The organism is Pedobacter sp. FW305-3-2-15-E-R2A2 (assembly GCF_038446955.1).
Taxonomy (GTDB): Bacteria; Bacteroidota; Bacteroidia; order Sphingobacteriales; family Sphingobacteriaceae; genus Pedobacter.
This window is the reverse complement of record NZ_CP151803.1, coordinates 3,273,171-3,299,577: the sequence shown is the minus strand read 5'-3', so window position 1 is coordinate 3,299,577 and position 26,407 is coordinate 3,273,171. Positions and strand designations below refer to the sequence as shown.

Here is a 26,407-nt window from a genome sequence, read left to right as displayed (position 1 = left end):
TTATGCCGGAAAATCATTTAACTAAAAATGCAATCATACACCTGCCACTTACTGATAAGCTGCTTAGCATCCCTTATTTTTCTATCTGCATGTAAAAAAACTGAAATACCAAAACCACCAATTCCTTCCGTTCGCATGAGTTTGGACAGTACTATTCTGGCAAATGACAGCTTTTTTGGCAGGGAATTGTCGGTCATTCTTGAAAACTTTCCTGAAAACACTTCAGCCGATGTAGAATGGCGGGTAGATAATCCGCGTATTGCCGAAGTAACCACAGCAGGAATTGTATGGCCAAAGGGAGCTGGTATTACCTACGTTTATGCCAAACTTCTGAATGGGAAAGGTGAAGCGAAATGTAAGATCATCGTAACTGATGGAAATGACTATAAATTCAGACTGGTATTAACCGATAAGGGAAAATCAGATTTTTCAATTGGTAGCCCTGAAACGTTTCTTTCAAGAAAAGCCATTGAAAGACGTCTCAAAAGAAATATTCCCATTGATGAGACTGACCTGCCTATATCCAGGCAATACCTTAAGGCGATCACCGAAATTGGAGGTACCATTGTTGCCCAGAGTAAGTGGTTGAATACGGTGACCGTCACCCTTCAGGATCAGTTTCTGATCGACAAGTACAAAGCTTTACCTTTCGTAAAAGAAGTCATATTGGTATATGTGGGGAAAAGGAAGCAAAATTCAAATACCTCCAAATATGTCGATAGACCACAGGCAGGAAATTATACCGATCCGGGCACCTCCATTGATTATGGATCGGCCGGACTAAATATCAGTACGGTGAAGGGAGAAGTGCTACATCAGCAGGGCTTTAAAGGTGCAGGAATCGATATCGCTGTTATTGATGCGGGGTTTTTACAGTTAAAAAACAATCCGGCTTTTGATAACATACATATTAAAGGCGCAAAATCTTTTGTGTATGAAAACGACGATCCATACAGTATCGATACGCATGGTGTTTGGGTAACCTCATGTATGGCCGTAAACAAACCTGGAACCTATGTAGGTACCGCACCAGAAGCAAATTACTGGCTGCTTCGGACAGAAGATGGTAACACCGAATTTCCGGTCGAAGAAGACTACTGGACAAGCGCCATTGAATTTGCAGACAGTGCAGGAGTAGATTTGGTGAACTCCTCTCTATCGTATAGTGACGGCTATTCCTATCTCACCAAACGCTATACTGCTAATGATATGGATGGTAAAACCGCTCTGGCCAGTAAGGCGGCAAATATGGCCTTCAAAAAAGGAATTTTTATTGTGAACTGTGCGGGGAACGAGCGGAAATGGGTAGGCACTCCTGCTGATTCGCCTGCCGTGCTCACCATAGGTTCGACCAACCCTAATGGCAGCGCAAGCGGTTTCACCTCCTGGGGAATGACTGCCGATGGCCGGATCAAACCAGATGTAATGGCCATGGGTGGTTATACGAGTGTAATCAATACTTCCGGCACTGCCGAAAATAGAAGTGGTACCTCCTATTCCAGTCCGATCATGTGCGGGTTAGTCGCCTGTTTATGGCAAGCCTATCCCAAGCTGACCAATCATGATCTAATGGAAATCATCCGTAAATCTGCCGATCGGGCCAGTAATCCTGAATTGCCTTTTGGTTATGGTATCGCAGATATGAAAAAAGCAATGGAGCTGGCGAAAATAAAAGCCAGCTTTTAAAGCCCTTTCCTTTTAAAAAGTCCTGCTTTTAAGTCTGCACCAATTGACCCCTCGGCTAACTGAAGGTAATTTCGTTTGCTTTGATCTTTTTCAATTTGAACGGTACCTGTGGTGCTTACGTTTTTCATTTCCAGAAAACCGGTTGAAGTTGTATTGTTACCACTCAAGGGACCGCTTCCAAATCCTGCCAGGTTGGTATAATCGGTAAAAAGGCAATCAGAAGCGGTGTATCGATTTGTACTTCCTTTTTCTCTTATCCAGACCGTGCTGCTATTGGCTATAATATTATGATGAAATTCAAAAAAGTCTCCATCGGTACTTTTGGTTGTCCAGACCCCACCAAAATATGCCCCATAAACCAGGCAATAACGCATGGCGTTACGTCTGCCTCTTCCGTTCTCGCTTTGCCAGAAAACCACTGGAATCTTGCAGTTGAAAAACACGCAATGGTCAATCACCAGACCATAGCCATTGGCAATCACGCCAACATGCAGTGGTAGCACATCAACGTTACCGGCAAACAGACATTGCGTGATGACAAGATCGTCCAGTTTTTTACCATCGCGCCAAATCGGATAGGAACGACGAAGATTTTGATCGTCTATATATGCATAATCCGGACTCCCTGTAAACCTTAAGCCCTCAATCGTTACATGGTCAACTTCTGGTTGCAACCCTCTCGCCTCTTCCCCACCTATACCAGGTTTAAGGGGTACAGCGGTTACCAGGACCGGCATTTTCTGAGGTGTCCAGTCGGGATCGTCCGGCATCACTTCCGCACAAATGGTCAGACGACTTTCCGCGGTATACTTATTATTGCTGAATACAACGGTTTCTGTTAACAGATGTATGCCTTCCGTCAGCGTGATGGTAGTGGAGCCCGGATGTTCATTTACATTTACACGCTTTGCCGCTTCAGCAATGGTCTTCAAGGGCTGTGCTTTTGTTCCTGAATTTACATCATTGCCAATCCGGGGATTCACGTATAGTTCTTGTGCTGATGCCACCATTGCTATCGTAAGCAAGAAAAGGAGGCTGAATAATTTCCTGATCATTTTAGTTTTTTTTCAAAACTAGCCTTAACCCGGCTTTTAAAATGGTCATTTTAAACTTTAAATGGTCAATTACAATTGATCTTTATATTGTTGTGGTGTACTGCCGGTCATCTTTTTAAAAAAACGGTTAAAATTGGAGGGATCGGAAAAACCGAACTCATAGGTGATCTCTTTGGCAGATTTATGATAAAATAAGGCTTTCTTTATTTCCGAGATTAACTTCTGATGAATCATCTGCTGTGCAGAGAGTCCGCTATATTGCTTGCAGAGCTTCCTAAGGTTTCCCTGACTGATATTTAGCATTTTTGTGTAACTCAGCACATCGTGATGGGCAGTAAACTCCTTTTCCAATAAAGCCCGGAACCTATAAAAATCCGCAGGTATAGAGGTGTCGCTTTGCAAATGGTAGGTATTGGCGTAATAACGGTTCAGAACAACAAGCAACTGGTACAAAACAGCCCTTATCAAATGGCTGCTGTCGTTCTGAAGACTGGAAAACTCCTGTTCTATGGTATGCACAAGTTTCAGACATCGGGCAAAATCTGTTTCCGGCATTTGCATTTCTGCCGGCCGCGCATATTGATGGAAGTATTGAAACCGATATAGAAACAAATGGTCTGAAAAAAACAAATGGAGAAATTCTTTTTCAAAGAATAAGGTATAACCTTTTACCGCTTCTTCAATATCCCAATGCCGCACTTGTCCGGGACTAGTAAAAATAATGGTACCTGGACTGATTGCCATTTTGTGATCGTCCAATGAAAAAACACCTTTACCTTGCTCTATAAATAGAATTTCATAAAAACTAAGCTGATGTAAGGTGGGATCAAGCACATAATGATTTAACATCTCCACCCGACCAATATCCAGCAACAACTCCCTCCCATATTTATTGGGTAGAAAATGATAGGTTTTGATCTTCGTCGTTTGTGCTTTTTCTTTTTTCATTTATACCTTAACCCCTTTAGCAAATCAAAGAGGTGTTTGTTGACTTTTACACTTCAAAGTCCAGTTGTAATTGATGGAACAGCTTATCATTGCTAATCATATCATTGAAACTTCGTTCCATTTCATCATTGATTTTTGGTATAATGAAGCATTGTGAATTGTTCAACTTTATAAAGTAATAAAATCTTAATTCATTTTATCGTAAAAGTAATGCTTAAACTCCAATTTTATCGTATCTGATGGCAAGACATCTGATAAAATCAACACAGACAAACAAAAAAGCGGTTATATTTGATGACATAAAGCCGTTGAAATGAAAGTCCATCAATTTCTTCCGTCCGATGTACTTAAGCCTTTTGTAAACCGCTTCCTGGTTACAGAAAGTGAAGAGGATTTAACCCGCCAGCTCCTGCCTGGTACTGCACCCGTTATGGCATTGCGTTTTAAAGGCGCAATACATCTCAACGATACGAATCTGGGCTTTGGCATTACAGGCATAAGCAGAGTGGCGCGACCAGTGCATTATACAGCTGGATCGGCTGTATTACTCGTGCTTTTCAAGGAGGGTGGCGCCGCAGCATTCATTAACATGCCTTTAAATGAGTTCTCGGGTCTAACTGCAAATCTCGACAACGTATTTCCTCCCGAACAGGTTCAACGACTTGAAGAAAACCTGGATAGGGCGCAAACCCATGCCCAGAGGATCGTCATGGTCGAAAACTTCCTGATCACACAACTCAAAACAAACGATAAAGACCCCATCATCAGTAAGGCTTTAGATATGATCAAATCCAGTAAGGGCAATTACAAAATAAAAGATCTTGCTGCTGCGCTGAACATCAATATCGATTCTTTTGAAAAGCGCTTCCGTGCGCAGGCAGGCATTTCTCCTAAACACTTCTCCTCCATCGTCAGGATCCAATCCGTCATCCGCACTTACCAGCCGCATCAAAACCTTACCGCAGTTTCTATGGAAACAGGTTTCTTTGATCAGGCCCATTTCAACAGGGATTTCAAGATATTTACAGGCGAAAGCCCTGGTCAGTTCTTTAAAAAAGGCGTACCGAAGTGGTGAGTTTAGAAAGCCGATAAAACTTGATTTTGTACAATTTTCGGTCCCGCGTGCCGCATAATTTTGTCTTATTAATTTATCAGCACATGAAACACTTACCTTTAATTATCGCAATTACCAGCTCCCTCCTGTCGCAGGCAGCCGAAAAAAAACATGTTAACGTATTAGGAAAGGACATCGCTTATATAGAAACCGGAACTGGCGATCCTATCGTATTTCTACATGGAAATCCGAGCTCATCCTTTCTTTGGAGAAACATCATCCCTTACGTATCGCACTTAGGCCGCTGCATCGCTCCTGATTTAATCGGAATGGGTGATTCGGAAAAAATTTTAGATTCGAGATCACATACCTTTGCCGAAAATAGTCGATATCTGGATGCTTTTTACGAAAAGCTTGGGATAAAAAAGAGAATAACATTTGTAGTGCACGACTGGGGCTCGGCATTGGCATTCGATTGGGCAAGCAGACATCCTGAAGCCGTTAAAGGGATTGCGTTTATGGAATCTATTACGGTTCCCTATAAGTGGGAACAAATGCCTCCAAAAGGTAGAGAGATCTTTCAGGCGTTACGCTCGCCTGCAGGCGAAAAAATGGTACTTGAGCAAAATTCATTTCTTGAAGTCAACATTCCTTTATCGCATCTTATCCCCTTGACGAAAGAGGAACATGACGAATACCGAAGGCCTTTTCTAGTACCGGGAGAATCACGCCGACCTATGCTCTCCTGGGCACGTCAACTCCCCTTCTACGGAGAACCCAGCGCATTTACTGCTGTGGCCAGCAGGTATACCGCATGGCTAAAGAAAACCAGGATACCAAAGCTGTACATTGAAGCCGATCCGGGAATGAGTTCAGCTGATGCAAAACAGTTTTGCAACAGTCTGCCTAATACCACGAAAATAGTGGTAAAGGGCCTGCATTATCCGCAAGAGGACTCGCCGACAGAGGTTGGTATGGCTTTGGTCACCTGGCTACAGGGTATTAATCTATAATTGAAGTAAAGGCAAGATCATCATTTGATCTTGCCTTTACTTACCTTTTTCGTTCCTAAGAATCCTCATCTTATCTGCCAGCAATTCCAATACCTCGGGTTTCGCAACCACATCAAAGCTCCAGATATCATCAGTAATAAAGACATAATTACCTACAAAACTATAGATGTAATCTCCTCCTTCTATCCCTATCATCCAATCTTCTTTTTTCAGATCGGAATAGGTTCTGAGTACCATCCAGCAATACGTTCTGATTTCATCTTCCTCCTTAAAATCATCCAGTATGGTTAACAGGCTGCCTTCTTTATCGAGTCCGTAAGCTGACCGCATTTCCTCTATTTTACCTTCTTTTTTCTTGTCTTGTTCTCCCAGGAGCATAGTGTCATTCCTTTCTTTTCTGCCAGGACAAGTGTTGTTTTTGAAACTTTATACTGGCAATTACTTAGACCTCTGCAAGTTGATGAATAATGATACTTGTCCGCTTTTTTGTTATTGCAAATATATACCTCTTTAGTCGGGATGGACGTGATGGTATAGAGAAAAATGCTTCCCAAGAATAGAATTGTATTCATATATCCGTAAATCTAATCCTTATTAAATAATCTTCTTGTCTTTACAATAAGCAACCAGTTGCTCATTACTGGAAATACTCAATGCCGTCTTTATAAAAGAGAGCCGCTTTTCCACACTACTTAAACCAGATGGTTTAATATTGTTTTCCTGCAGGTAAGATGGAATATTTTTTTGAGGTGTTCCATTACACAATAGGGTGATAATCTCAATATCAAAAGCTTTAAAATCATAGGATTTCTCTATTCTTTTATTTCTCATCAAATCTGCAGAGCGATATTTTTTATGGTTAGAAACCGCATCTATAGCTCGTTTAAGGTCATCTGCATCATATCTGGCTTTACGCACATAAGCATCAATGTCCAAACCATCAAACAGTTCATCAACCACTGTGACGTTATTTTCAAGAGAGAAAACGATTACTTTTAAATCGGGCTGCAAATGTCTTGCTGCTTTAATCAGTGCCCGACCATCATTGATGACCTGGATATTTTTGTCTTCTTCAAAAGAAAGATCGGTAATCAATAAATCGAAAGGCTGTTCCTGATTAACGGCTACTTCTATTAGTTTTAGTGCATCGTCGCAATAATATCTAAACTCCGTCTGAGTGATTCCAAGATCTTTCAAAGTTTTACGCACAGAAATGTTAGTGTGTTCGTGGTCTTCCGCTATGAGTACTTTTTTGAACATTATCTATATCTTTTAGGAAAAAGGGAAGGAAAGATTAATTCCAAGTCCTTTTTTGAGTGTATGATCAAAAGTAATGGTACCCCGAATACTTTTAATACGGTTTTCCGTATTTGTCAAACCATTTTTCTTCTGAACATCTTTCATCCCAATGCCATCATCCGAGTATAAGATATTTATATCAAGGTCATTCCGTTGAAACTTTAAGATCACAGTTTCTGCTTTACTGTGCTTACTCATGTTTGTCATCAACTCTTGCAGGATATAAAAAAGTTCCGCCTTTCCGGCATTGTCTATACATTCCCATAGCTCTTCCTCATTTCCGACAATCAAAACTTCAGTAAATTCAGATGAATAGGATTGCAACATTTCCGAAAGTTGTCCGGCATAATCCTTTGCCGTATCCAGCTCTTTACTTTCGTAAGAGATGTCTCTTGAGATATTATAAAGGATTTCCAGTTTGTCCAGTAAAATGTCTCTGTCCATTTCCGGGCTGTTTTCTACTTCAGACATCACATGATAGACTTTATTTGCCACCCGATCATGAATTTTTTTCACGTACTTAAGTTCTGTTTTCTTGACTTCCAGCTCCTTTTCCTGCAATAGCATCTTCTTTCTTCTTCTATACCACAAATATCCCGATACCAGGCCTAATGCCAGGATGACCAGGATAAAATTCTGCACGAGTATATTGTTCCTTTTCTGAATGTTTTCAGCCTGGGCATTTAAAAAATCTGTTTTGTGCTTCTCCGTTTCATACCGAATCAGTGCAAACTGATTTTTGGCTAAATTACGAGCAATCTGCAAGCTATCATTTAGATTTTGATAGGTTTGAAAATACGCTTTCGCGACTTTAGGTGGACTAAGTTTAATCAATTTCCGAATTGCAGCCAATTTATCATCAGCACTATTTATTTTTGTTGCTGCAGCGTACATCTTATGCGCATAAATCAATGCAGAGTCGACTTGTTTTTTAGCATAAAAATCGGAAAGGTGTGAATAGCTGGAATTTTGCCCCCAAAAGTCATTTTCTTCTTCACGAATATGTAATGCTTTTAAAAAATCCGGAGCAGCATTGTAGGTAGAATCCTGCAGCCATTTGGTCAGCGAAATATTAGTTAATGCCCTGGCGTATTCCTTCTTATTTTTACTAACTCCCTTTAAAATCTGATGGTATATTTTCAGTGCTTCTTTATAATCGGGAATCATCTGATAAGTTTTACCTTTATTATTCAGGTAAAGACGGATGTCCACGGAATCTTTGCAAGATTCGATTGCTGCGTCATAAAACTTTAATGCGTCCTTATAATTTCCCAGATTATGGGTTGCTATTCCAAGATTGTTATAGTTGGAATGAATGTAGTAGGATTGATCTTCTTTCTTTTTGTCAAAATGGGAAATTGCGTTCAATGAAATTTCCTGTGCCCCAAAATAATCACCCCTGTTTGTTGAAATAATTCCCATGTTCACTAAACACCTTCCCACACCCAGGCTATCATTTTGCTGAAAAAACACTTCTTTAGCCTTATTAAAATAAAAAAAGGCACTATCAGGTATTTTTTTATTGTCCCGAAATTCAAATGCCAGGTCGTAGTATAGATTATCTTTTGGTTTTTCTTCCCTGATCCGATCAGTACAGGAATAAAAAAACATCAGAAGAAATGAGAGGAGACAGAGAGGTTTCAAGCGCTTAATTTTATCCAAAATAAAGAAAAAAACAAGAGTTTACATCAAAACTCTGCTTTTATTTATCAATTGCTAAAAAAAGTAGGGTGGTTTCCCACCCTACTGCGTTACTGTTATTTTTTTGGTGGTGGATTTTGTCCGGTATCACCTCCTGTAATGGGATCGCCCTTAGTATCATCCATTGTTGTAGCACTATTTTGTGTCGCATTGGTGGTGTTTGAAGGGGAAGTCAATCCCAATATCATGGCAATTAATAACTGAAAAAACATAACTCAAAAATTTAAGAATGAAATACTTTGTAGTTCCCCGCGTTCCATACGCGGGGGCTGCTACGGTTGTAAATCAGAAGGCCTTCTGAAATTTTTGGGAAGTCTGAGCTTCAAACGCGGGAACCAATAACTGCTTCCCAAACCGGTTAGTAACTCCCGCGTCTTTGTCTCTTTTTGAAATCTGTTTTGTACATTTAAACTCTGATAGCGAATCAAAGTCTGAACTGATTTCTGACACAAACATATGAGGTTATAAATCGTTGTTTATCAGCGGATTCCGAAAATTCCGATGATTCCATTAGAATTCCGGAAATTCCTTAGAGATTCCGAAAATTCCGTCTAACCATTAGCGCTTAAATGATTTGAAAAGGTTTGAAGATTATAAACAGGAGGTGATTCTTGCTTATGAAAAGAAAAAAAAAGAAGGAACATTACCCCCTAAGTTGGAGAGTTATACGACGGCAAATCTGAAAGCGGAATGCCTGAATGTTTTTCACAACCGGTACTCCGACAAGGATAGCGAAACCTTTAAGTCGTTATTCGGTGAAAGAGATAGTGCAGAAGAATATGCAAAGAGAATTAAAGCAGTGGGTGCTGATAAATTCAAACCTTTGTACAACTTTCTAAAAGGAGAAATTAAGGCACCTAAAAATATCAGCATCGAACTCTTAGCCTGGTTTATAGATTTTGAACCGAGGCCTTATAAGCCTGGTGATATTTATGATCTGGTGAAATCAGAATGGGATTCACCAACTGCGAAGAAAGATTCGGTGCGGGAAATAGCTAATGATCATCGGGAAGAAACAGAAACCCGGGAACCAAACGAAACAGAAACCATCGATAAACCAATTGAGCCGGAAATTATAGAAGAAAAATTTCAGAAGCCCACTACAACGCCATTATACGATATAGGGAAAGTCAACGATAGCAAATTTGGCATTCCACGTAAATTCAACAAAACCATTTTTGCATTTCTGGCTGCATTCATCACATTGGCTGGCTCTTATATTTTCTACGATATCAGCAAGTATAGATGTATGTATTGGGATAATGATCATTATGAATCGGTAGCCTGCGATCAGGAGGTAGAAGGTGAAATCATTGTTCCTTTAAATAAATACAGTTTGGAACACTTAAAAAGAATCACAAATTGGGCTACTATAAGCCGGGATGACATAGGAAAAGTTCACTATTCAAAGCTGAACAATAAAGTGGAGTTTTATACTACCAGTGGTGAAAACCCAGCAGACAACCGTAAAAGATTATTACCCATGACCGAGTATATGTATGAAAAGTACGTCCTGAATAAACCGCTGCCATAGTCTTTTTTATATAATGTTTCATTTGATGAATAACCCGCACCAGTTACGGATACGGGCTATTAAATTAACGTTCTCTATTGATTATACCGGTTCATTATAAACCTGGAACTCGCCTATCGATGGTGGAGTATCGGACGTTTGAATTGTGATCTTTACCTTGTCCCCTTTTAAGGGCTTAAAACGGTGCATTTTTAAGCGTTTGTAGTTCTCGCCTTCAAATATCGTCTTCCAGCCATTGCCATCGTGGTATTCCAATTTGTATTTCCTAATATTTGGCTTAGCCTCAAAAATAACCACCGCATTAAATTGCTGATTACTTTTCAGATCGACGGCATACCAAAATTCTTTTGCCATTGAGTTTGACTGCCAGGCCGAGCGAAAATTGTCGTCGTTGCCATAATCCATGATCGAAGCATCCTCACTCCAACTTGAATTTGCCAAGCCAAATTTCGCGAGATTATGGGCAATTAAAGGAGGTCCCGTCTCTTTCAGTTTTGCCACAGGGCCCTGGTTTTTCCATAGACGGCCTATTTCTTTCAGTGCTTCAATGGTATTATCATCAAACAAACCCTCGCGGTTTGGTGCCGCATTCAGTATAAAATTACAACTGGCATTGTTTAGTGGCATCAGGGTTTCATTAACCAGATTCTTCACATCACGCACTGGCACCATTGGGAAGTCTGTTTTCCAAAACCAGGAGCTGTTTAACGGCAAACAGGCCAGGGCTGGCATCTGATTCGTTTCTTTGGACACATATTGTCCGGCCCCCATCTCATAGGTTTTGATATCCGTATAATATAGCCCCTCAGCAGGATATTTAGCACCGTTAAGGTCCATGATCAGACAGTTCGGCTGTAGTTTCTTTACCAGTTTATACACGTCCTCAAAAGGAATATCATCATAACTAATGCGTGACCATGGCGCATCCCAACCATCGATAATCAGCGCTTCTACCGGACCATATTTCGTTAGCAACTCTGTAATTTGTTGCTTCACCATTTCAATATGTTTGGGCTTAATCGCGTTAGGGCGAAGCTTATGATGAATATCCAGTATCGAATAATACAACATCACTTTTAAACCCTCTGCCCTGAAAGCTTCCACATATTCCTTCACCACATCTCTTTTCAAAGGGCCATTCATTACACTATAATCCGTAGTTTTTGTATCCCATAAACAAAAGCCATTGTGATGTTTGGTGGTTAAGCAACCGTAACTCATATTCGCAGATTTTGCTGCTTTTGCCCATTGTTTACAATCTAATTTTGTAGGATTAAAAATGACTCCTGGAGCTTCCGGATCTGGCCAGTCGGCATTTGTATAAGTTCCGATACCAAAATGAATGAACATACCAAACCGCAGGTCAACAAACTGTTGCTGTAATTGAGAAAGTGGCTTAGCTCTGCCTGATGTTTGCGCCTGGGTGCTAAACACAACTAACGCAAGGGCAGATAGCAGATAAAATAACTTCTTTTGCATATATATAATTATTATGGATTTACTCCCAACCTGGGTTCTGTACTAATTTTTTATTCTTGGTAATTTCACTTTGCGGCAGCGGCATAAAATACATTTTTGGTAAAAATATCCCAAATTGGGTAACTGCGGGCTTATACTCGTAAGTAAAGGATCCATCCGGTTTTTTGGTGGTTACCACTCCTGTAAACTTAACTCCGTTCAGGACTTTATCAGCAGTCTTCCAGCGTCTCAAATCCCAATAACGTTTACATTCATAACTCAGTTCTACATAACGTTCATTTGCAATTGCGGCCCTCATTGATTCCTTATTCAAACTGCCTGCAGGAATATCATTAATAATCCCAGCCCTTCTCCTTATTTTGTTTAATGCCTCATACACGCTTGCATCAGGACTGCCTAAATATTCATTTTGAGCCTCCGCATAGTTCAGCAAGACCTCTGCATACCGGATTTCCAACCAGGGCTGTGTACTTCCAAAACCAGCTCGATACACCGCATTTTCCTGATTTATCATTTTTGTTGAATAATATCCGGTATAAGTATTATAGATCTGATAGCCTGGAATCTCATCATAATCCCTGCCACCCTTATAGATCTGTAAAGTAATTTCACGTACCGGCGGCCCACTGGCCGTCCCTTTAATTTTTGCGCCATTATAGGCAATATCATTATAAAACCTGTCGTCCCTGCCTACATATGGATCATTAAGATCATATCCGGATCCACTTTCAGAAATGAGTTTGCCATTTTTCATAGGATAAGCATTGACCAATTCCTGGTAAGGGTTCCGCATTCCGGCAGTATTATTGGCCACGATTAAAGGTTTAACAATGGCATCTAAATAATGATGTTTTTGAGGAATCGCATAGCAGACTTCAAAAATTGGTTCTTTGTTTCCTTCGGTTCCATCTAACCAGATGCGCTTTAAGTCCGGATTCAACGTATATTTCCCCAGGTTCATCACCGCCAGGTTTGCATCAGCGGCAGCCTTCCAGCGCGCATTGTCATGGGCTTCATTATACAACGGACTGGCATAAAAAGTTAAAGTCCTTCCTTTCATCGCCATTGCTGCGCCTTTAGTCGCTTTGCCACGAAGAGCGTCTTTTGGCAATTCATTAGCAGCACTATCCATTTGGGTAATGATAAAGTTAAAGGATTCATCCAGGGTATTGCGGCTCACCTGTAAATCATCTGTGATTTTTTGAGGCCTGAGAATAATAGGTACACCTCCATATCTGATGGTCAGGTTATAATATAGAAATGCGCGTAAAAAACGAACCTCACCTTTCATTATCGTCTTCGTTGCATTGTCTACAGGGGCAGCGTCAATACGGGCAAAGAACTCGTTGCATTTCCTGATGGAAGCGTATGGCCAATATCCCATCGGATTGCTTACCGCACTCCAGTCTCCTCTAAGCACGGTATGACTGGCATCGGTAGAATAGGTCACCATAGATTCATCGGAAATGCTGCTAAATAATTGCCCCATATCCCATCCCGGCACATCATTGTATATACTGTTCACATACATGGCGATCAGTGCCGGATCAGTCCAGACTTCCTCATCGGATATGGCCAATGGATTTTTCTGATTTAAAAAATCTTTTTTACATGATGTAAGTCCCAACAGGAGCAAACAAAGAAAGATATATTTATACTTTATATGATTTAATTTCATGATCTACTTTATTAAAATGAAAAATTAACACCCATGTTCACTTCCTTCTGCTGAGGATAATAACTGCCACTACCGGTTTCCGCTTCAGGGTCAAATTCTTTAATCTGGCTCCAGGTTAAAAGGTTATAACCAGAAACATATACCCTCAAATTTTTAATATTATACTTATTCAGGAAGGTGTTTTTAAAGGTGTAACCCAGGCTTACGGACTTTAAACGGGCATAAGCTGCGTCTCTTATCCAGACATCAGAGGTCCTGTCGTTAATAGATCTGGTGGAAAGCGCTGCGATCGGATATTTGGCATCTTTGTTATCCGGCGACCAGGAATCGGTCATGTACTGAAAAGTTCCGGTTGCCCCGCCACTTCTGAAAGCCTGTCTGGCATATCCTGTCAGGAGTAGCGTACGTTTCGCAGCCCCCTGAATCAAAAAGTTTGCGTCAAAGCCCTTCCATTTTAACCCACCCTGAAAACCGAAGGTAACTGCAGGTTTGGTGCTGTTATTGGTCAACACTTTTTGATCATTATTTGTAATTACACCATCCTTGTCCACGTCTTCATATTTAATGTCGCCGGCAATCGCTTTCTGGCCAAATTCATAGCCTCCGTACCAGTTATCTGCCTCTTCCTGACTTTGAAAAATACCCAGTGCCTGAAAGCCGGAAACATATCCAAGCGGACGGCCAAGCTGTTTTTGATACGCAAGTGCATTCGCCGGATCATCTATACGAGTCACCTTATTTCTGGCAAAACTTCCTATCAGCCGTATATTATATTCCAGGGTACCTAGATGATGCTGGTGATTAAGCGTAAGTTCAATTCCATTGCTTTTTACCATGGCATAGTTGTCTGAAGGCAGACCTCTGCCAAATGTTTCAGGTATTGACCGTGTTCTGCTCCATAAAATATCTTTGGTGGTACGGAAGAAATAATCTACTTCCAGTCCCAGCTTTGAATTAAAGAAAGAAGATTCAAAACCAATGTTATTATTTTCCTGGCGTTCCCAGGTAATGTTTGGATTTGGATCTACACCATAGTTAACAAGAGGCTGTGCAACTCCGCCAATAATGGGCCCGCTATTGGCATTGATGGAATATGCATCCTGAAATTGAAAGGCATCTACCCTATCATTCCCAATCACCCCTTTTGAAGCCCGTAATTTTAAGTTATCAATAAACTTAAGCGCTGCTGAATTTTTAAAGAAAGGTTCATCAGAAATACGCCATCCTATTGAAGCAGCCGGAAACAATCCAAAACGCTTGCCTTTTAGGAATCTGTACGATCCGTCATATCGAAAAGATGCTTCAAATAAATACCTGCCCGAGTAAGCATAATTTACCCTTCCCATCAAACTTCTTCTAAAATCATTTAAGATGCCATTCCCTGTAGAACTCTGGTTTAGCGGACCGCTGGCATAAAGCTGATCCTTCAGATTGGTAGAAAAATCCTCCTTATGTGCATTAAACGTATTTCCTTCGTCAGAAAACTGTTCCGCCAGAATCAGCGCGCTAACGTCATGTTTATCGAAATTTTTCGCATAGCCTAAGGAAAGGTTCGTCGTACTCGCCTGACCTTGGGTATAGTATTCATCAAGAGATGTATTTCCACCATTTACCTTTTTATTGGTCACATTTCCCTGTCCATCTTCATCATAGGAAGCATAAGGTGTTTGGAACCACTTCACATAATTGTATCTCTTGGTAATGGAATAAGTTCCTTTCAGGGATAATCCCTCTAAAAAAGACAACTTCTGATTAAAAAAGAAAGTTCCTGTGAAAAAGTTATTCTGATAAGCACTGTAGCCACTCGAGCGGATCATTTCAACAGGATGTGCGCCAGCAGTATTCACCGGTTTACCATCCGGCCAATAAGCTCCCGGAAATATTTTAGCAGTTTGAATGACCTCGTTAAAAATCGTATTAGCATCGTAACCCGCAGTATTATCGAATCGCTCACTCCCTTCCAGGTTAAGCCCAACATTTAGTGTTTTACTGATCCTGGCGTCTACATTGGTTCTAAAATTATAGCGCTTAAAATTAATTTTATCATACATCCCATCCTGGTCTACATATCCTAAAGACGCAAAATACCGGATCGCATCTGTTCCACCATTTATGGATAAGTTATGTTGTGTTTGCGGGCTATTCTTTTTAAACGTTTCCTTATACCAATCTACCGTACCTATCCCCTGCTTAAAATTGTTAAGCTGCTCCGCGGTATAAAGCGAGGGATCATTTGCAGGCACCCCACTATTTTTTAAGACCAGATTTTTAATCGTAGCATAATCAAATGCCGACATCAATTCCGGATACTGCGTTGGTCGCTGCAGACCAAAACTCCCTGCATAAGCAATGGAAGGCTGTCCCAGTGCACCACGTTTTGTGGTAATTAAAAACACGCCATTGGCAGCCCTGACACCGTAAATCGCGGCAGAGGAAGCATCCTTTAATATGGAAATACTCTCGATATCATTAGGGTTTACATCTGCAAAGTCATTCTGTGCAATACCATCTACCACTACCAGAGGTGAATTGTTGTTTAATGTGCTTGCGCCCCTGATTTCCAGAGTAGAACCTTTTCCTGGTCTTCCATTTCCGTTCGTTCCGATCACTCCGGATAATCTTCCCGCCAGGGCATTCGTCAAATTTGCAACCGGAGTCTGCGACAATTCTTTACCCGATACCGTAGAAATGGACCCAGTCACATTTACCCGCTTTTGAGTACCATAGCCGACAACCACCACTTCGCCCAATCCCTTTGAACTTTCCTGCAGTTCGACATTAATTTTTTGCTGATGGTTTACCGGAACTTCTTTTTGTTCATAGGCAACAGAACTAAAAATCAATACGGCATCCCCCGTTGCCTTAATGGAATATTCCCCGTCTTTATTACTGATAGCCCCCGTAGATGTGCCTTTTACCAACACACTGATTCCTGGTATTGGAGAATGGTCGGTTGCTGAGGTGATACGGCCAGATATGGTATTTTGTGCAGAAGCCGCTCCGAAAGAAAATAGCGCACAACATACAAACAATAACTTTAGCACCCACAGGTGCCTGAAAGCATGATAAAATTTCTTCATAATTGGTCAAGTTTTTTGGTTAGTGAAACCTTTGTAAAAAATTACATCGGTTTTCAGAAATTAAACCTAGCGACTCGACCATTCGTTCGCAATGAATTATGCAGGGGTTTTACTGGATTATTCTACAGCTTATGATCAGGAAGATTTTTGTGTTTTTTAAATAAGCCAAAATGCTGTTTCAGGCCCATGACACGGGCAGCAATATCCATTTGGCTAAATATTCCAAATAAAAGATACAGGATCCAACTAATTTCATGCATTATTCTATTGCAAATAAATGCTAAAAGTGTAAAATAAATGACGAAATAAAGTTATTTGCTAGACAATCATCTGTAAAAACCTATAATTTTAGCTCAGAACTTATACAGATGAAAACGAACAAAAAAAAGAGGGACGGCTTCAGTGGAGAGAAAATCATTAGCCTTCCTCCATCCCTTTTGGCCCGTAAAAAAGATGATTTTTTTCTAAATTCGCTATACATCAGCCATATAGGCTATTTCCCAAAAGCTACTGGTCATTACCGCAACAGGCCTAAAGGTTGCACAGACAATATCCTTATATATTGTACACAAGGAAAAGGATGGTTCAGGATTGACGACATAAAATACGAAGTTTCAGCCAATCAATTTTTTATTATCCCGGCAACAGATAAGCCACTGTGTTACTTTTCTGATGCGATCGATCCATGGACCATTTATTGGGTTCATTTTACCGGCAATATGTTATCAAGTCTGAATGAATCCTTCACCATTCAAAATCTGATCAATCCGCGAACCATTGCTTTTGATGAACATAGAATAAAACTTTGGGAGGACATCTATAATTGCCTGAAGAAAGGTTACAGCCAGGAAAACTTAACCTATGCCAACCTGAGCTTGTATTATTTTATCGCGAACTTCTTATATCCTCAAAAAAACATTGAACTCACACAAGCTTCTGGTCAGGATTTATCTGATAGGGTGATTGAATATATGAAAAATAATATCGCCGCGCAGTTGAGCATTCAACAGCTCGCCTCTGAATTTTCCTATTCCCCTTCTCATTTTCAAAATCTATTCAAAACGAGAACAGGACAGTCGCTGATGGAATATTTTATTCAGTTAAAGATGCAGCGTGCCTGTCAATTACTTGCGCTATCAGATTTAAAGATAAATGAAATAGCGGCATCGGTTGGATATTCCAATGCGTATTATTTTTCACGTGTATTTCATAAGGTAATGGGCAAATCACCTACAGAGTATAAAAACAAGAACAGGTATAACAACAAATAAAAAATAGTTTATCTTTTGATCTACTGAGTTGAAGTTAATTTTATCACTTCAGAGACATGCAGTATTTCCTCTTTCACACACTCCGGCCACTGATCAAATGCATTTCAATATCTTAAAGACTCGTTATAAAACTGCAGGCAATCTAGCTTTATATATATCCCATAGCCACCCGCTGTATAATTTTACAGTTATGTTCTCTCCTAAAGATTTACAAACAATCCAAACGTATTTTCTTCATATTTGTAATTTTCATATTGACCATAGGTATTATTTTAGAAATCTCATTGTTGAAATAAGCTTTAAATTTTTATTGAGACTCTGTAATATACTGCTGCTTCAATGTTGAAGATGGCTTTTTTAGCACCAGGATAATTAAGATCTTGAATTAAACTCCTACAAGTTGAATTGATGATTTTGAAATATCTATTGATATAGTTTGATTTAGAGAATCAATTTTAATACCTAATCTTTCCTTCCCTTTTGTTCCAAATAAAACACCTTTCATATCTTTAAATGGTCCGTCGGTAATCATGACCTTATCTCCATTTTTTAGTGCATGTTCCGAATTAACACTCGGGCATTCCAGCATTTTTTTTATACTATTGATTTCGCTGTCAGGAACGGTCACGGGTTTTCCAAGGCTGGAAATAAACTTCTTTATCCCATAAATCTCTAATACCTTAAACATTTCTTTTTGAGGTATTTTCAAAAACAGATAATTAGGAAACAAAGGGACTGCAATTGTTTTTTTTCTATCACTCCACTGCCTCTGCACATTTTGGACAGGTAGAAATGTTGGAATATTAATTTTTAATAAAGCTAAATATGTTTTTTTCTCATAATTCGGATAAGTGTACACAATATACCAATTGGAATTCTGTTCTGAGTTGGAGTTTAATAAGCTTCTTGTTTTCATCTTTAAATAATTGATCTTGAATGGTCAACGGTTTCTATTTTTTAATAAAATACGGTCAAGAGTTGTAAAATTTCATCTTCGAGCTCTAGGCTCAACCCTATTTTCCTGGCTATGCAGCACCTATTCATACGCGGGCTCGCTCCCACCTATAAATAAATAGGCGCTCATTATCAGGGTCAGACGCTAATGCCCAATCCTTTTAATTCGTTTTGCAAATGTTTTTACGTTTTTGGCTACATCTTTTCTAAAGCTCCTTGTAGACACACAAGTGCTGTGTTTATTTGATACTATAACGGTTTAGTTTTTTTGACTGACGGATCATTTCTTCTGGAATGAAGCTCGCTTTGAGCGAGGCAGCCAGCAAACCCATGGGCTATTTTTCTTATATCTGTTTTTCTCTCCGGAACACTCTTCAAATGAGAGGCATTGACCAGAATCACTTTGAAATCTTTATAAAGAATACTAAAAACAGGCTTACAATAGCCCGCCTGGTCTCTATAACAACACGGCTAAAGCCCTGAGATTGTAACCAATTTCGTAATTCACTCAAAGAACTAGTATAGGTGGCAAAGGCTGTGGTTTCTCTAACCAAATCTTCACTATCTATGGTCGCTACAATGTTCCTTTCGTTAACGTCCAAACCGCAACCCCAATTGATGACCTGCTTGAATTAAGCAGTCGGGTTACACGCTGGCAATTCCTTCGTAATAAACTCGTCTAAATAAATTTATAAACTTTATTTACACACAATTAACTACATGCCTTAATTTTATAATTTGACTTATCTTAAGCTTAAAGACCATTTATCATATGCACCTATAAATCAATATTAGAAATTAAAGACAGATTACACTAAAACAATTCTATAACACAAACAAATAATCAAGAAATAATTATAATATTAAATTAATAACATCATTGACATAAATATATAAATTCATGTTTACAAAATTTTATACGTTACACCGATGGCCGTTTTGTCGTGATAAATACACCTATTGGATGGATAGAAACAGATAAATATGGTACACAACTTTTAATAATGTGTGTTTAGAAGAGACAAAATGCTGAAAAAAAAAGCGATTAAGTAAAGACCGTGCTTTACCTAATCGCTTTTAAAGGTTACTTATAAATAGGAAAATTTTCAGGGTTCTCCAGGAAACAAGGTGATCGTGACAGGATACACCTTGTTTTTCAACATAATACTAAGGATTTCTATTCCCTGAACCAGTTCATTTTTTCTATAACAGCTACATCTGCCGAATATATTAGATGATAGTTTCTCCGATATATTGGTCATCATCTGTTTTTTCTACATTTCTAATTACCCACTGAACTCTCAGAATATATTTACTTAAATCAAATATTGTTCTGTTATTAAATAATTCTTCCATTTCAATTTCAATATTAAATACTCTATGTAGCTGGCTGGCTACACGGATCATCTTCAGACTATGACCGCCCATGTCAAAGAAATTATGATAAATACCAATACTTTCCTGAGGTAACTCAAGAATTTCACTCCAGATCTCTACCAGTTTTTCTTCAGTCTCTGTACTCGGGGCAACGTATGCCACCCCACTGGCCATACCCAGGCCCTCAGGGTCAGGCAATGCCTTGCGGTCGGTCTTTCCACTGGCATTCAGCGGCAATGAGTCCAGCTGCACATAATGGGAAGGGACCATATAGGCAGGAAGTTTACTGCCCAGGTAGGCACGCAGTTCCTGAATTACCAGCACTGAACCACTCACCACATAGGCGATCAGCTCCTGCTCTGCTGAAGCACCTTTACGGGCAATGACCACAGCAGAAACCATCCCCGGATACCCCTGCAAAGCGTTCTCAATCTCTCCGGGCTCAATCCTGTAACCACGGATTTTGACCTGGTCATCCTTGCGGCCCAGAAATTCAATGTTCCCATCACTAAGCCACCTTCCCTGATCTCCGGTCAGGTACATCCGTTCATTCAGCCCCTGCAGCTTTTCTTCTGCAAGCTGGTAAGGATTCGGTACAAACTTCTCTGCACTCAACTCAGGACGGTTCAGATAACCCCGCGCAACGCCAACCCCGGCGATACAAATCTCACCGGCAACACCCACAGGACTCAAATCACCATGACGCTCAACAATGTAAATCTGTATATTTGAAATCGGCTTCCCGATAGGCACCAGCTGGTCAGTGGCCAGGGGTTCATAATGGGTCACATCAATAGAGGCCTCGGTAGGACCATATAAATTGTATATGGGAACAGACAACTTTCGGTACCACTTCTGTACAGTATCCAGGCTAAGTGCCTCTCCACTGGTCACCAGGGCAGTCAGGCTGCTTAAACGAAGCGCCACATCTTCCTGTTCAAATGCCCAGGACATAAAACTATTCAGCATGCCTGCCACAAAATGAACATAGCTAACCCCATGCTCAGTGATCAGGTGGAGAATCCGTTCCGGCACCGCCACATCACCTCCACTACAAAGGACCATCTTTGCACCCCAGCACAAAGGCATAAAGATCTCTCCCACTGAAACATCAAATGTATAACTTGTCTTCTGAAGAACAACCAGTGAAGAACTAAACCCATAATAACGCCACATCCAGTCAATCCGGTTGATGACCCCTCCATGTTCTACCATCACCCCTTTGGGAAGCCCGGTAGAACCCGAGGTATAAATCACATAAGCCAGGTCAGAAGCCTTCCGCTCAACAATTACTTCATCCTCGCTAAAGGAAGCCCCCTCCAGCAGGAACTCAGACAACCATTCTGAATCGATCACCAAAACACAGCCACTGTCGCCAACAATATAATCAACCCGGTCCTGTGGATATTCAGGATCGATTGGAACATAAGCCCCGCCCGATTTCAGAATACCCAGGATCACAAGGATCATCCACTCCGAACGCTCCAGTCTGATTCCGATCAGTGTATCCTTACCGATAACATGTGCCGATAGCAGGTAATGTGCCAAACGGTTTGAAGCAGCATCAACTTCTGCATAACTCAGCGCTTTTTCCTGATAAACAACTGCTATGGCAGAAGGACGAAGTAAAACCTGTTCCTTAAACAGGGAGACCAACGTCTGATCAGCAGGATAAGGTGCATCCGTAGCATTAAAATCAGACAATAACTGCTCACGCTCAGCAGCGGAAAGATAGTTCAGCGTTGAAAGCGATACTTCCGGCGAATCCACCATTTCAGACAACAGCAAGCTCAGATGGCTGCCCATGCGCGTGATCGTATCCCGGTCATACAAGTCACTGTTATATTCTATATTTAAATGCAAATCATCATCACCAGTTGTAAAATTAAAACTCAGTTCAAACTTACTCACCTGACTGTTGTCGCCTAATTCATAACTTCTTATATTTAAGTGATCAGGACTATGATTGTCTTTTCCTAACTGTACAGCATCCTTATTCTGTAAAACCACCATCACATCAAATAACGGATTGCGGCTTCGGTCAACCGGCAAACGAAGATCATTCACCAGCTCATCAAAAGGATATACCTGATGCTCATAAGCCCCCAGGGTAATCTCCCGGGTCTGCTCCAGCAGTGACCGGTAACTATCCCCCTCTCCAATGCGGCTGCGTAAAGCAAGCGTGTTCACATAAAAACCAATCTGGTCTTCCAGGTCAGAATGGTTACGGCCGGCGATAGGGCTTCCCACAATCAGGTCATCCTGACCACTGTAACGGTAAAGCAGGGCATTCACCGCTGCAAGTACCCCCATAAAAAGGGTAGCCCCGGCTGATTGCACCAGTACACTTAAACCCGACACAGCCTCCCTGTCAAAAGCGACATGAACCTGTCCGCCGTTATAAGTCTTGATAAGCGGACGAGGCCGGTCTGTGGCCAGATTCAGTACAGGGACAACACCTGATAACTGCTGCTGCCAGTAACTGCGGTGCTGACTTAACAAAGCACCATTAAGTTCTCCACGCTGCCAGGCGGAATAATCTTTATATTGAATACGCAAGGCAGGAAGTACAAGCTCCGATCCATGGACATAGGCATTATAATACGCCAACAATTCCCTAATTAAAATATCCATTGACCAGCCATCGCTGATGATATGGTGCATCACATAGGTGAAAACCCAGCAGTCAGCTTCTAAACGGTAAACACCGGCACGAAGTAAGGGCCCCAGGGCAAGGTCAAATGTCCCGCGGAAATCTTTTATGACCAGCTCATGGATATGCTCCTGCTGATCTGCTACTTCCTGCAGATCTGTTTCAGTAATACTAAAACCAAGTTCCTCCGCACTTAAAACAACCTGGCGAACATCACCGGATTCATTCTTGCGGAAAACAGTGCGCAAAATCTCATGACGCTCAATCAGTGCAAAAAAGGCATGAGAAAGACCCGCCATATCCAGCTCACCTTCAAACCTATAAATACCAGGAATATTGTAAGCAGAATTCCCCTCGCCAAACTGGCTCAACACCCATAGGCGTTGTTGTGATGAAGATAATTCATAATCTGAAGAAAGATCCGATAATGGGATATGAACTTTGAATGTCTGATTAAATGCAGTTTGGTCTATCGATAATAAAAATTCAATAAGATCCTGCTTCCTTTCTTTTATTTCATTGATAAGTACAGGATCAATCGTCGCATTGGAAGAATACACCTTTAGATCCTGATCAACAACTTCAACGAATACGTTATTTTTTTCTATTTTTTTGAGCAAATTTTTCATAAATAATACGTTTGGATAATCTTACAGTAAGTAATAATTAGACGTTGTCATCAAAATCTAACAAATCTTTAATATATCTCTATATATGAGCGGTTTAACTTGTTTAAGCACAATCCAATCTACATCATCTAGAAAATCATTAATGCTTGATATTTTTTTATGGTTCAATTGTGGAGGTGCCAGACGTTTCCATTTTTCTTCCGGTAAGTTCTTAATGTAGCTTTTAACATCCAGAATGACCTGTTTTAATGGTTTAGGTTTTAAAAAAGATTTCATTATAATATCAAACCCGGGAGCTAAAGAAGCCTCATCGACCTCCCGGGTTTCAAAGATTTGAAAGAAATAATTAAACTCTCCTTCAGGATCTTTTAAGTTTGAAAACTCTTTTGCCTTAACCAGTTCTTTATCAAGGGCACTGAAAGTTCTATCAGAAGACCACATCCACCTGGATCTAATAAATTTGACTGAATCAGCAATACACACCGTTTGCATTAAAAGCCAATCATCGGGTTTATTTAAAACAGTTAGAATTCTATCCTGAAAAAGTAAACTATCTAAATAAATCTGTAAACTGGACCTCTTTTCATTATTGAGCATATCTACCTTTTGAGTTTCCAGCAGAAACACGTCAAATACTCTTTCATAAATTGCGGGAGATACTGTTGATTTAAGATAAGAAGTAATAAAACCTGGCATTTTTGATAATAAATCTGTACTGTCGGATATGGAGCTCTTCTTCAAAAATATTGACAAAGCATTTGGAGAAATTATATTTGAAAGCGAAATAGTCCTTGGATACAACTTCACCAGGCATTGTTTAAAAAGATCTAAAAGATCCAGAGAAATATTAAATTTGAACTCTTTTGAAAACCTTGTTAAAGAATAATTCAATACATCCTGAGACTGATCTGAAGGCCTGAGTGATTTTAATATAAAATACATTCCACCTAAGGCACCATGAAGGAGTCCCTGAGAAGTTTCTATTTCAATTGATTTACTTAGAACAGTTTTCTTAATTTCCTCCAGTTTTTCATTTATCGTATCTGATGTATCAGGCAAATTGTGAATAAACAAACCCAGTCCCGCTAGTCCATCAAATAAACTTATCGGTTCTGCATTAAAGTCTGAAATTTTTCGATTCAATATGTCAGCAAGTATGATATCATTTTGAACAGCCGACTCTAATATCCCAAGGTTACCAATTGTCCCGTATGCCCAAGACCACTTGTCCCTTGGAGTTAAGAGATCAGCGTCTCCGGTTAAATGTAAATGCTTACATTCATTAAGAGATACCGCATTCAAAATTTCTCTGCTATAATCACCCCAATTATTATTATTCTCAATCCAACAGCTATTACTGTATTGATCTATACCATTGATTACAAATGCTAAACCTTCATTATTACAAAAATTATTAAGCTGTTTAAAGACGTATTTAATTCCCGCTGCCCCATAAGCAAAACTACAAGATGACTTTAAATTATACTCATATGCAGCATCCCAGAATATACCATTTCGGGTGATTTTAGCATTAGCTATTATCTTATTCAGAAAAGCATCAATATAATCTAGCAGAAATTTTTCTCTTGTAATTTGATATAAATCAATCAGGACAAGCATTGTCCCAGCTCTGCCATCATAAAAATAATCTGTTGTGAACTCCGAATTTAAATACCATTGATTTACTGGTACAATTATCCGTAGGCATTCATCAAGCAGCTTCTTGTCCTGAGTTATTGAATTTCGCTGAATTAGTAAATAGACGAATCCACCTCTGCCTGTATATAATGAATAGTCGTTTGTTGGATTTTCATCAATATAATTCAATAAGATTTCTATCCATTCATCCACCACATCCAGATATACGGTATCATTCAACGCTTTATAAAGTTCCAATAGGTATAGTAGATTTCCACTAATTCCTGAATCTATACACTCCGGATTTCCATTACAAAAAACAGATATACTGTCTTTTTGCAAATTTGATTTAAGATTATTCAGCGTACTAATTAATTGATCTCCATAATCTTTAGCAAGTGTAATTACCTGCGAATTTATCAAGGGTTCCTGTATTAGCATATTGGTTATATTTGATTGGTTTTAAGAAGATTAATTATTTTATAATAATAAGCCGGATGGTCTTTTTGAAGACGGTATTCAAGGCCGTCCAGATAAAGCTTTACTTTTTTGTGTCCTGCATATAAATGCATATATTTTATTTTCTCTGGTACCCCTGTAAAGTCAAGAATATCACTTAAAAAAGTATAATTCCCTAAACTCAGATAATTAATATCCATTAATTGTTCTTCTGCCATAGCATGGAATAAAAACTGTTCAAAGACTATATTTGTCTTTTTGAGTTCTACTTTTTCAAAATGAGCTACGTTTCTTTCCACAAATTCAAACACCTGGTTCTTATAATTTTTGTAAAACTCAAAATCCTGACCTCCGATAATACCAGCATTTACGGCTACAATTCTTCCATTTTTTATCATTGATTTTTCAAGATATGGTGGACAAAAATCAAAATTCTTCAGCATCGGATAGAAAATTTCAAAGTAATGCTGATTATAAAACTCTTCATCTTCTTTACTTTGGCATATTAAAGGTGAATTTTCCAGTTTTGAGTCAAACTTATCCCATATAAAAACGTCGGAATCTACATGAATGAAAGGTTCATCCTGTATACTATAGGCATAAACTTTACCCATCATAAATAACTCTTCCGGATATACGTTTAATTCATCCAGTACTGTTTTCACGCTGTCATAAGGCAATTCTAGTTTATTAATTAACAGATCATAGCCTGCCTTATCTGTAACCAGTTCAATATTATTATAATATTTCTTTAATTGTAAAACACTGAGTGCCCAACTAAAATAATTGTATTTCTTTTCAATCCATCCACCCTTGTTATCATCAGCAGACAATTGATCATTCTTTTTACCAGGTTTTGTCCATTGGCTTTGTACGATCTTCATTTGTTTATATTTATC

At 39.6% G+C, this 26,407-nt stretch carries 18 protein-coding genes; 5 read left to right on the top strand and 13 right to left on the bottom strand.

Annotated features, from left to right (window positions below; all coding sequences use genetic code 11):
- Positions 1-135: 135 nt before the first annotated feature.
- Entirely contained in the window at positions 136-1,686 is a 1,551-nt protein-coding gene (locus AAFF35_RS13025) for a S8 family serine peptidase (RefSeq protein WP_342332949.1), read from the top strand.
- Here AAFF35_RS13025 and AAFF35_RS13020 read toward each other — a convergent pair.
- Both AAFF35_RS13020 and AAFF35_RS13015 read right to left on the bottom strand, forming a co-directional pair.
- The gene (locus AAFF35_RS13020) at positions 1,683-2,741 is read right to left on the bottom strand and encodes a hypothetical protein (RefSeq protein WP_342332948.1); all 1,059 of its coding nucleotides are present in this window, start codon (positions 2,739-2,741) and stop codon (positions 1,683-1,685) included. The genes AAFF35_RS13025 and AAFF35_RS13020 overlap by 4 nt on opposite strands.
- Positions 2,742-2,810: 69 nt before the next feature.
- Complete coding sequence (locus AAFF35_RS13015; protein ID WP_342332947.1) at positions 2,811-3,689, bottom strand: helix-turn-helix transcriptional regulator; 879 nt, start codon at positions 3,687-3,689, stop codon at positions 2,811-2,813.
- 313 nt (positions 3,690-4,002) lie between these two features.
- Here AAFF35_RS13015 and AAFF35_RS13010 point away from each other — a divergent pair, with 313 nt between their 5' ends.
- The gene (locus AAFF35_RS13010; protein WP_342332946.1) at positions 4,003-4,764 is read left to right on the top strand and encodes a helix-turn-helix domain-containing protein; all 762 of its coding nucleotides are present in this window, start codon (positions 4,003-4,005) and stop codon (positions 4,762-4,764) included.
- A gap of 83 nt (positions 4,765-4,847) precedes the next feature.
- Positions 4,848-5,756, top strand: a complete 909-nt coding sequence (locus AAFF35_RS13005; RefSeq protein ID WP_342332945.1) for a haloalkane dehalogenase — start codon at positions 4,848-4,850, stop codon at positions 5,754-5,756.
- Positions 5,757-5,792: 36 nt separating this feature from the next.
- Here AAFF35_RS13005 and AAFF35_RS13000 read toward each other — a convergent pair whose 3' ends face one another.
- The 4 genes from AAFF35_RS13000 to AAFF35_RS12985 form a co-directional block, all read right to left on the bottom strand.
- Positions 5,793-6,086: a hypothetical protein gene (locus tag AAFF35_RS13000; protein ID WP_342332944.1), complete on the bottom strand. Its 294-nt coding sequence runs from the start codon at positions 6,084-6,086 to the stop codon at positions 5,793-5,795.
- A gap of 264 nt (positions 6,087-6,350) precedes the next feature.
- On the bottom strand, positions 6,351-7,016 hold the full coding sequence (locus AAFF35_RS12995; RefSeq protein WP_342332943.1) for a response regulator: 666 nt from the start codon (positions 7,014-7,016) through the stop codon (positions 6,351-6,353).
- 12 nt (positions 7,017-7,028) lie between these two features.
- Positions 7,029-8,699 (bottom strand): tetratricopeptide repeat protein, encoded by a 1,671-nt coding sequence (locus tag AAFF35_RS12990; RefSeq protein WP_342332942.1) that lies wholly within the window; start codon positions 8,697-8,699, stop codon positions 7,029-7,031.
- 113 nt (positions 8,700-8,812) lie between these two features.
- The gene (locus AAFF35_RS12985) at positions 8,813-8,968 is read right to left on the bottom strand and encodes a hypothetical protein (RefSeq protein WP_342332941.1); all 156 of its coding nucleotides are present in this window, start codon (positions 8,966-8,968) and stop codon (positions 8,813-8,815) included.
- Positions 8,969-9,330: 362 nt separating this feature from the next.
- On the opposite strand from AAFF35_RS12985, the gene AAFF35_RS12980 reads away from it, so the two are divergent.
- Positions 9,331-10,290: a hypothetical protein gene (locus tag AAFF35_RS12980; protein WP_342332940.1), complete on the top strand. Its 960-nt coding sequence runs from the start codon at positions 9,331-9,333 to the stop codon at positions 10,288-10,290.
- Between the two features lie 81 nt (positions 10,291-10,371).
- Here the strand turns inward: AAFF35_RS12980 and AAFF35_RS12975 are convergent, their stop codons facing one another.
- From AAFF35_RS12975 to AAFF35_RS12965, 3 genes are read right to left on the bottom strand one after another with little or no spacing between them, the layout of a single operon-like run.
- On the bottom strand, positions 10,372-11,769 hold the full coding sequence (locus AAFF35_RS12975) for an alpha-L-fucosidase (RefSeq protein WP_342332939.1): 1,398 nt from the start codon (positions 11,767-11,769) through the stop codon (positions 10,372-10,374).
- A gap of 19 nt (positions 11,770-11,788) precedes the next feature.
- Positions 11,789-13,447 (bottom strand): RagB/SusD family nutrient uptake outer membrane protein, encoded by a 1,659-nt coding sequence (locus AAFF35_RS12970; RefSeq protein WP_342332938.1) that lies wholly within the window; start codon positions 13,445-13,447, stop codon positions 11,789-11,791.
- Positions 13,448-13,458: 11 nt separating this feature from the next.
- Positions 13,459-16,527 (bottom strand): TonB-dependent receptor, encoded by a 3,069-nt coding sequence (locus tag AAFF35_RS12965; RefSeq protein ID WP_342332937.1) that lies wholly within the window; start codon positions 16,525-16,527, stop codon positions 13,459-13,461.
- 368 nt (positions 16,528-16,895) lie between these two features.
- On the opposite strand from AAFF35_RS12965, the gene AAFF35_RS12960 reads away from it, so the two are divergent.
- Positions 16,896-17,798: an AraC family transcriptional regulator gene (locus tag AAFF35_RS12960; RefSeq protein WP_342332936.1), complete on the top strand. Its 903-nt coding sequence runs from the start codon at positions 16,896-16,898 to the stop codon at positions 17,796-17,798.
- Positions 17,799-18,183: 385 nt separating this feature from the next.
- On the opposite strand, the gene AAFF35_RS12955 is transcribed toward AAFF35_RS12960, so the two are convergent.
- From AAFF35_RS12955 to AAFF35_RS12940, 4 genes are all read right to left on the bottom strand, one after another.
- On the bottom strand, positions 18,184-18,714 hold the full coding sequence (locus tag AAFF35_RS12955) for a UpxY family transcription antiterminator (protein ID WP_342332935.1): 531 nt from the start codon (positions 18,712-18,714) through the stop codon (positions 18,184-18,186).
- Between the two features lie 1,268 nt (positions 18,715-19,982).
- Positions 19,983-23,411: an amino acid adenylation domain-containing protein gene (locus AAFF35_RS12950; protein ID WP_342332934.1), complete on the bottom strand. Its 3,429-nt coding sequence runs from the start codon at positions 23,409-23,411 to the stop codon at positions 19,983-19,985.
- Positions 23,412-23,468: 57 nt separating this feature from the next.
- A complete protein-coding gene (locus tag AAFF35_RS12945) occupies positions 23,469-25,490 on the bottom strand; it encodes a lanthionine synthetase LanC family protein (RefSeq protein WP_342332933.1) in 2,022 nt (673 codons plus the stop codon).
- Positions 25,491-25,495: 5 nt separating this feature from the next.
- Positions 25,496-26,392, bottom strand: a complete 897-nt coding sequence (locus AAFF35_RS12940; protein ID WP_342332932.1) for a DUF6734 family protein — start codon at positions 26,390-26,392, stop codon at positions 25,496-25,498.
- Between the last annotated feature and the right edge of the window lie 15 nt (positions 26,393-26,407).

Excerpts from the sequence above, each read along its gene's own strand:
- AAFF35_RS13025 (WP_342332949.1), top strand. The coding sequence starts at position 136 with ATGAGTTTGGACAGTACTATTCTGGCAAATGACAGCTTTTTTGGCAGG.
- AAFF35_RS13020 (WP_342332948.1), bottom strand. The coding sequence starts at position 2,741 with ATGATCAGGAAATTATTCAGCCTCCTTTTCTTGCTTACGATAGCAATG.
- AAFF35_RS13015 (WP_342332947.1), bottom strand. The coding sequence starts at position 3,689 with ATGAAAAAAGAAAAAGCACAAACGACGAAGATCAAAACCTATCATTTT.
- AAFF35_RS13010 (WP_342332946.1), top strand. The coding sequence starts at position 4,003 with ATGAAAGTCCATCAATTTCTTCCGTCCGATGTACTTAAGCCTTTTGTA.
- AAFF35_RS13005 (WP_342332945.1), top strand. The coding sequence starts at position 4,848 with ATGAAACACTTACCTTTAATTATCGCAATTACCAGCTCCCTCCTGTCG.
- AAFF35_RS13000 (WP_342332944.1), bottom strand. The coding sequence starts at position 6,086 with ATGCGGTCAGCTTACGGACTCGATAAAGAAGGCAGCCTGTTAACCATA.
- AAFF35_RS12995 (WP_342332943.1), bottom strand. The coding sequence starts at position 7,016 with ATGTTCAAAAAAGTACTCATAGCGGAAGACCACGAACACACTAACATT.
- AAFF35_RS12985 (WP_342332941.1), bottom strand. The coding sequence starts at position 8,968 with ATGTTTTTTCAGTTATTAATTGCCATGATATTGGGATTGACTTCCCCT.
- AAFF35_RS12975 (WP_342332939.1), bottom strand. The coding sequence starts at position 11,769 with ATGCAAAAGAAGTTATTTTATCTGCTATCTGCCCTTGCGTTAGTTGTG.
- AAFF35_RS12970 (WP_342332938.1), bottom strand. The coding sequence starts at position 13,447 with ATGAAATTAAATCATATAAAGTATAAATATATCTTTCTTTGTTTGCTC.
- AAFF35_RS12965 (WP_342332937.1), bottom strand. The coding sequence starts at position 16,527 with ATGAAGAAATTTTATCATGCTTTCAGGCACCTGTGGGTGCTAAAGTTA.
- AAFF35_RS12960 (WP_342332936.1), top strand. The coding sequence starts at position 16,896 with ATGAAAACGAACAAAAAAAAGAGGGACGGCTTCAGTGGAGAGAAAATC.
- AAFF35_RS12955 (WP_342332935.1), bottom strand. The coding sequence starts at position 18,714 with ATGAAAACAAGAAGCTTATTAAACTCCAACTCAGAACAGAATTCCAAT.
- AAFF35_RS12950 (WP_342332934.1), bottom strand. The coding sequence starts at position 23,411 with ATGAAAAATTTGCTCAAAAAAATAGAAAAAAATAACGTATTCGTTGAA.
- AAFF35_RS12945 (WP_342332933.1), bottom strand. The coding sequence starts at position 25,490 with ATGCTAATACAGGAACCCTTGATAAATTCGCAGGTAATTACACTTGCT.
- AAFF35_RS12940 (WP_342332932.1), bottom strand. The coding sequence starts at position 26,392 with ATGAAGATCGTACAAAGCCAATGGACAAAACCTGGTAAAAAGAATGAT.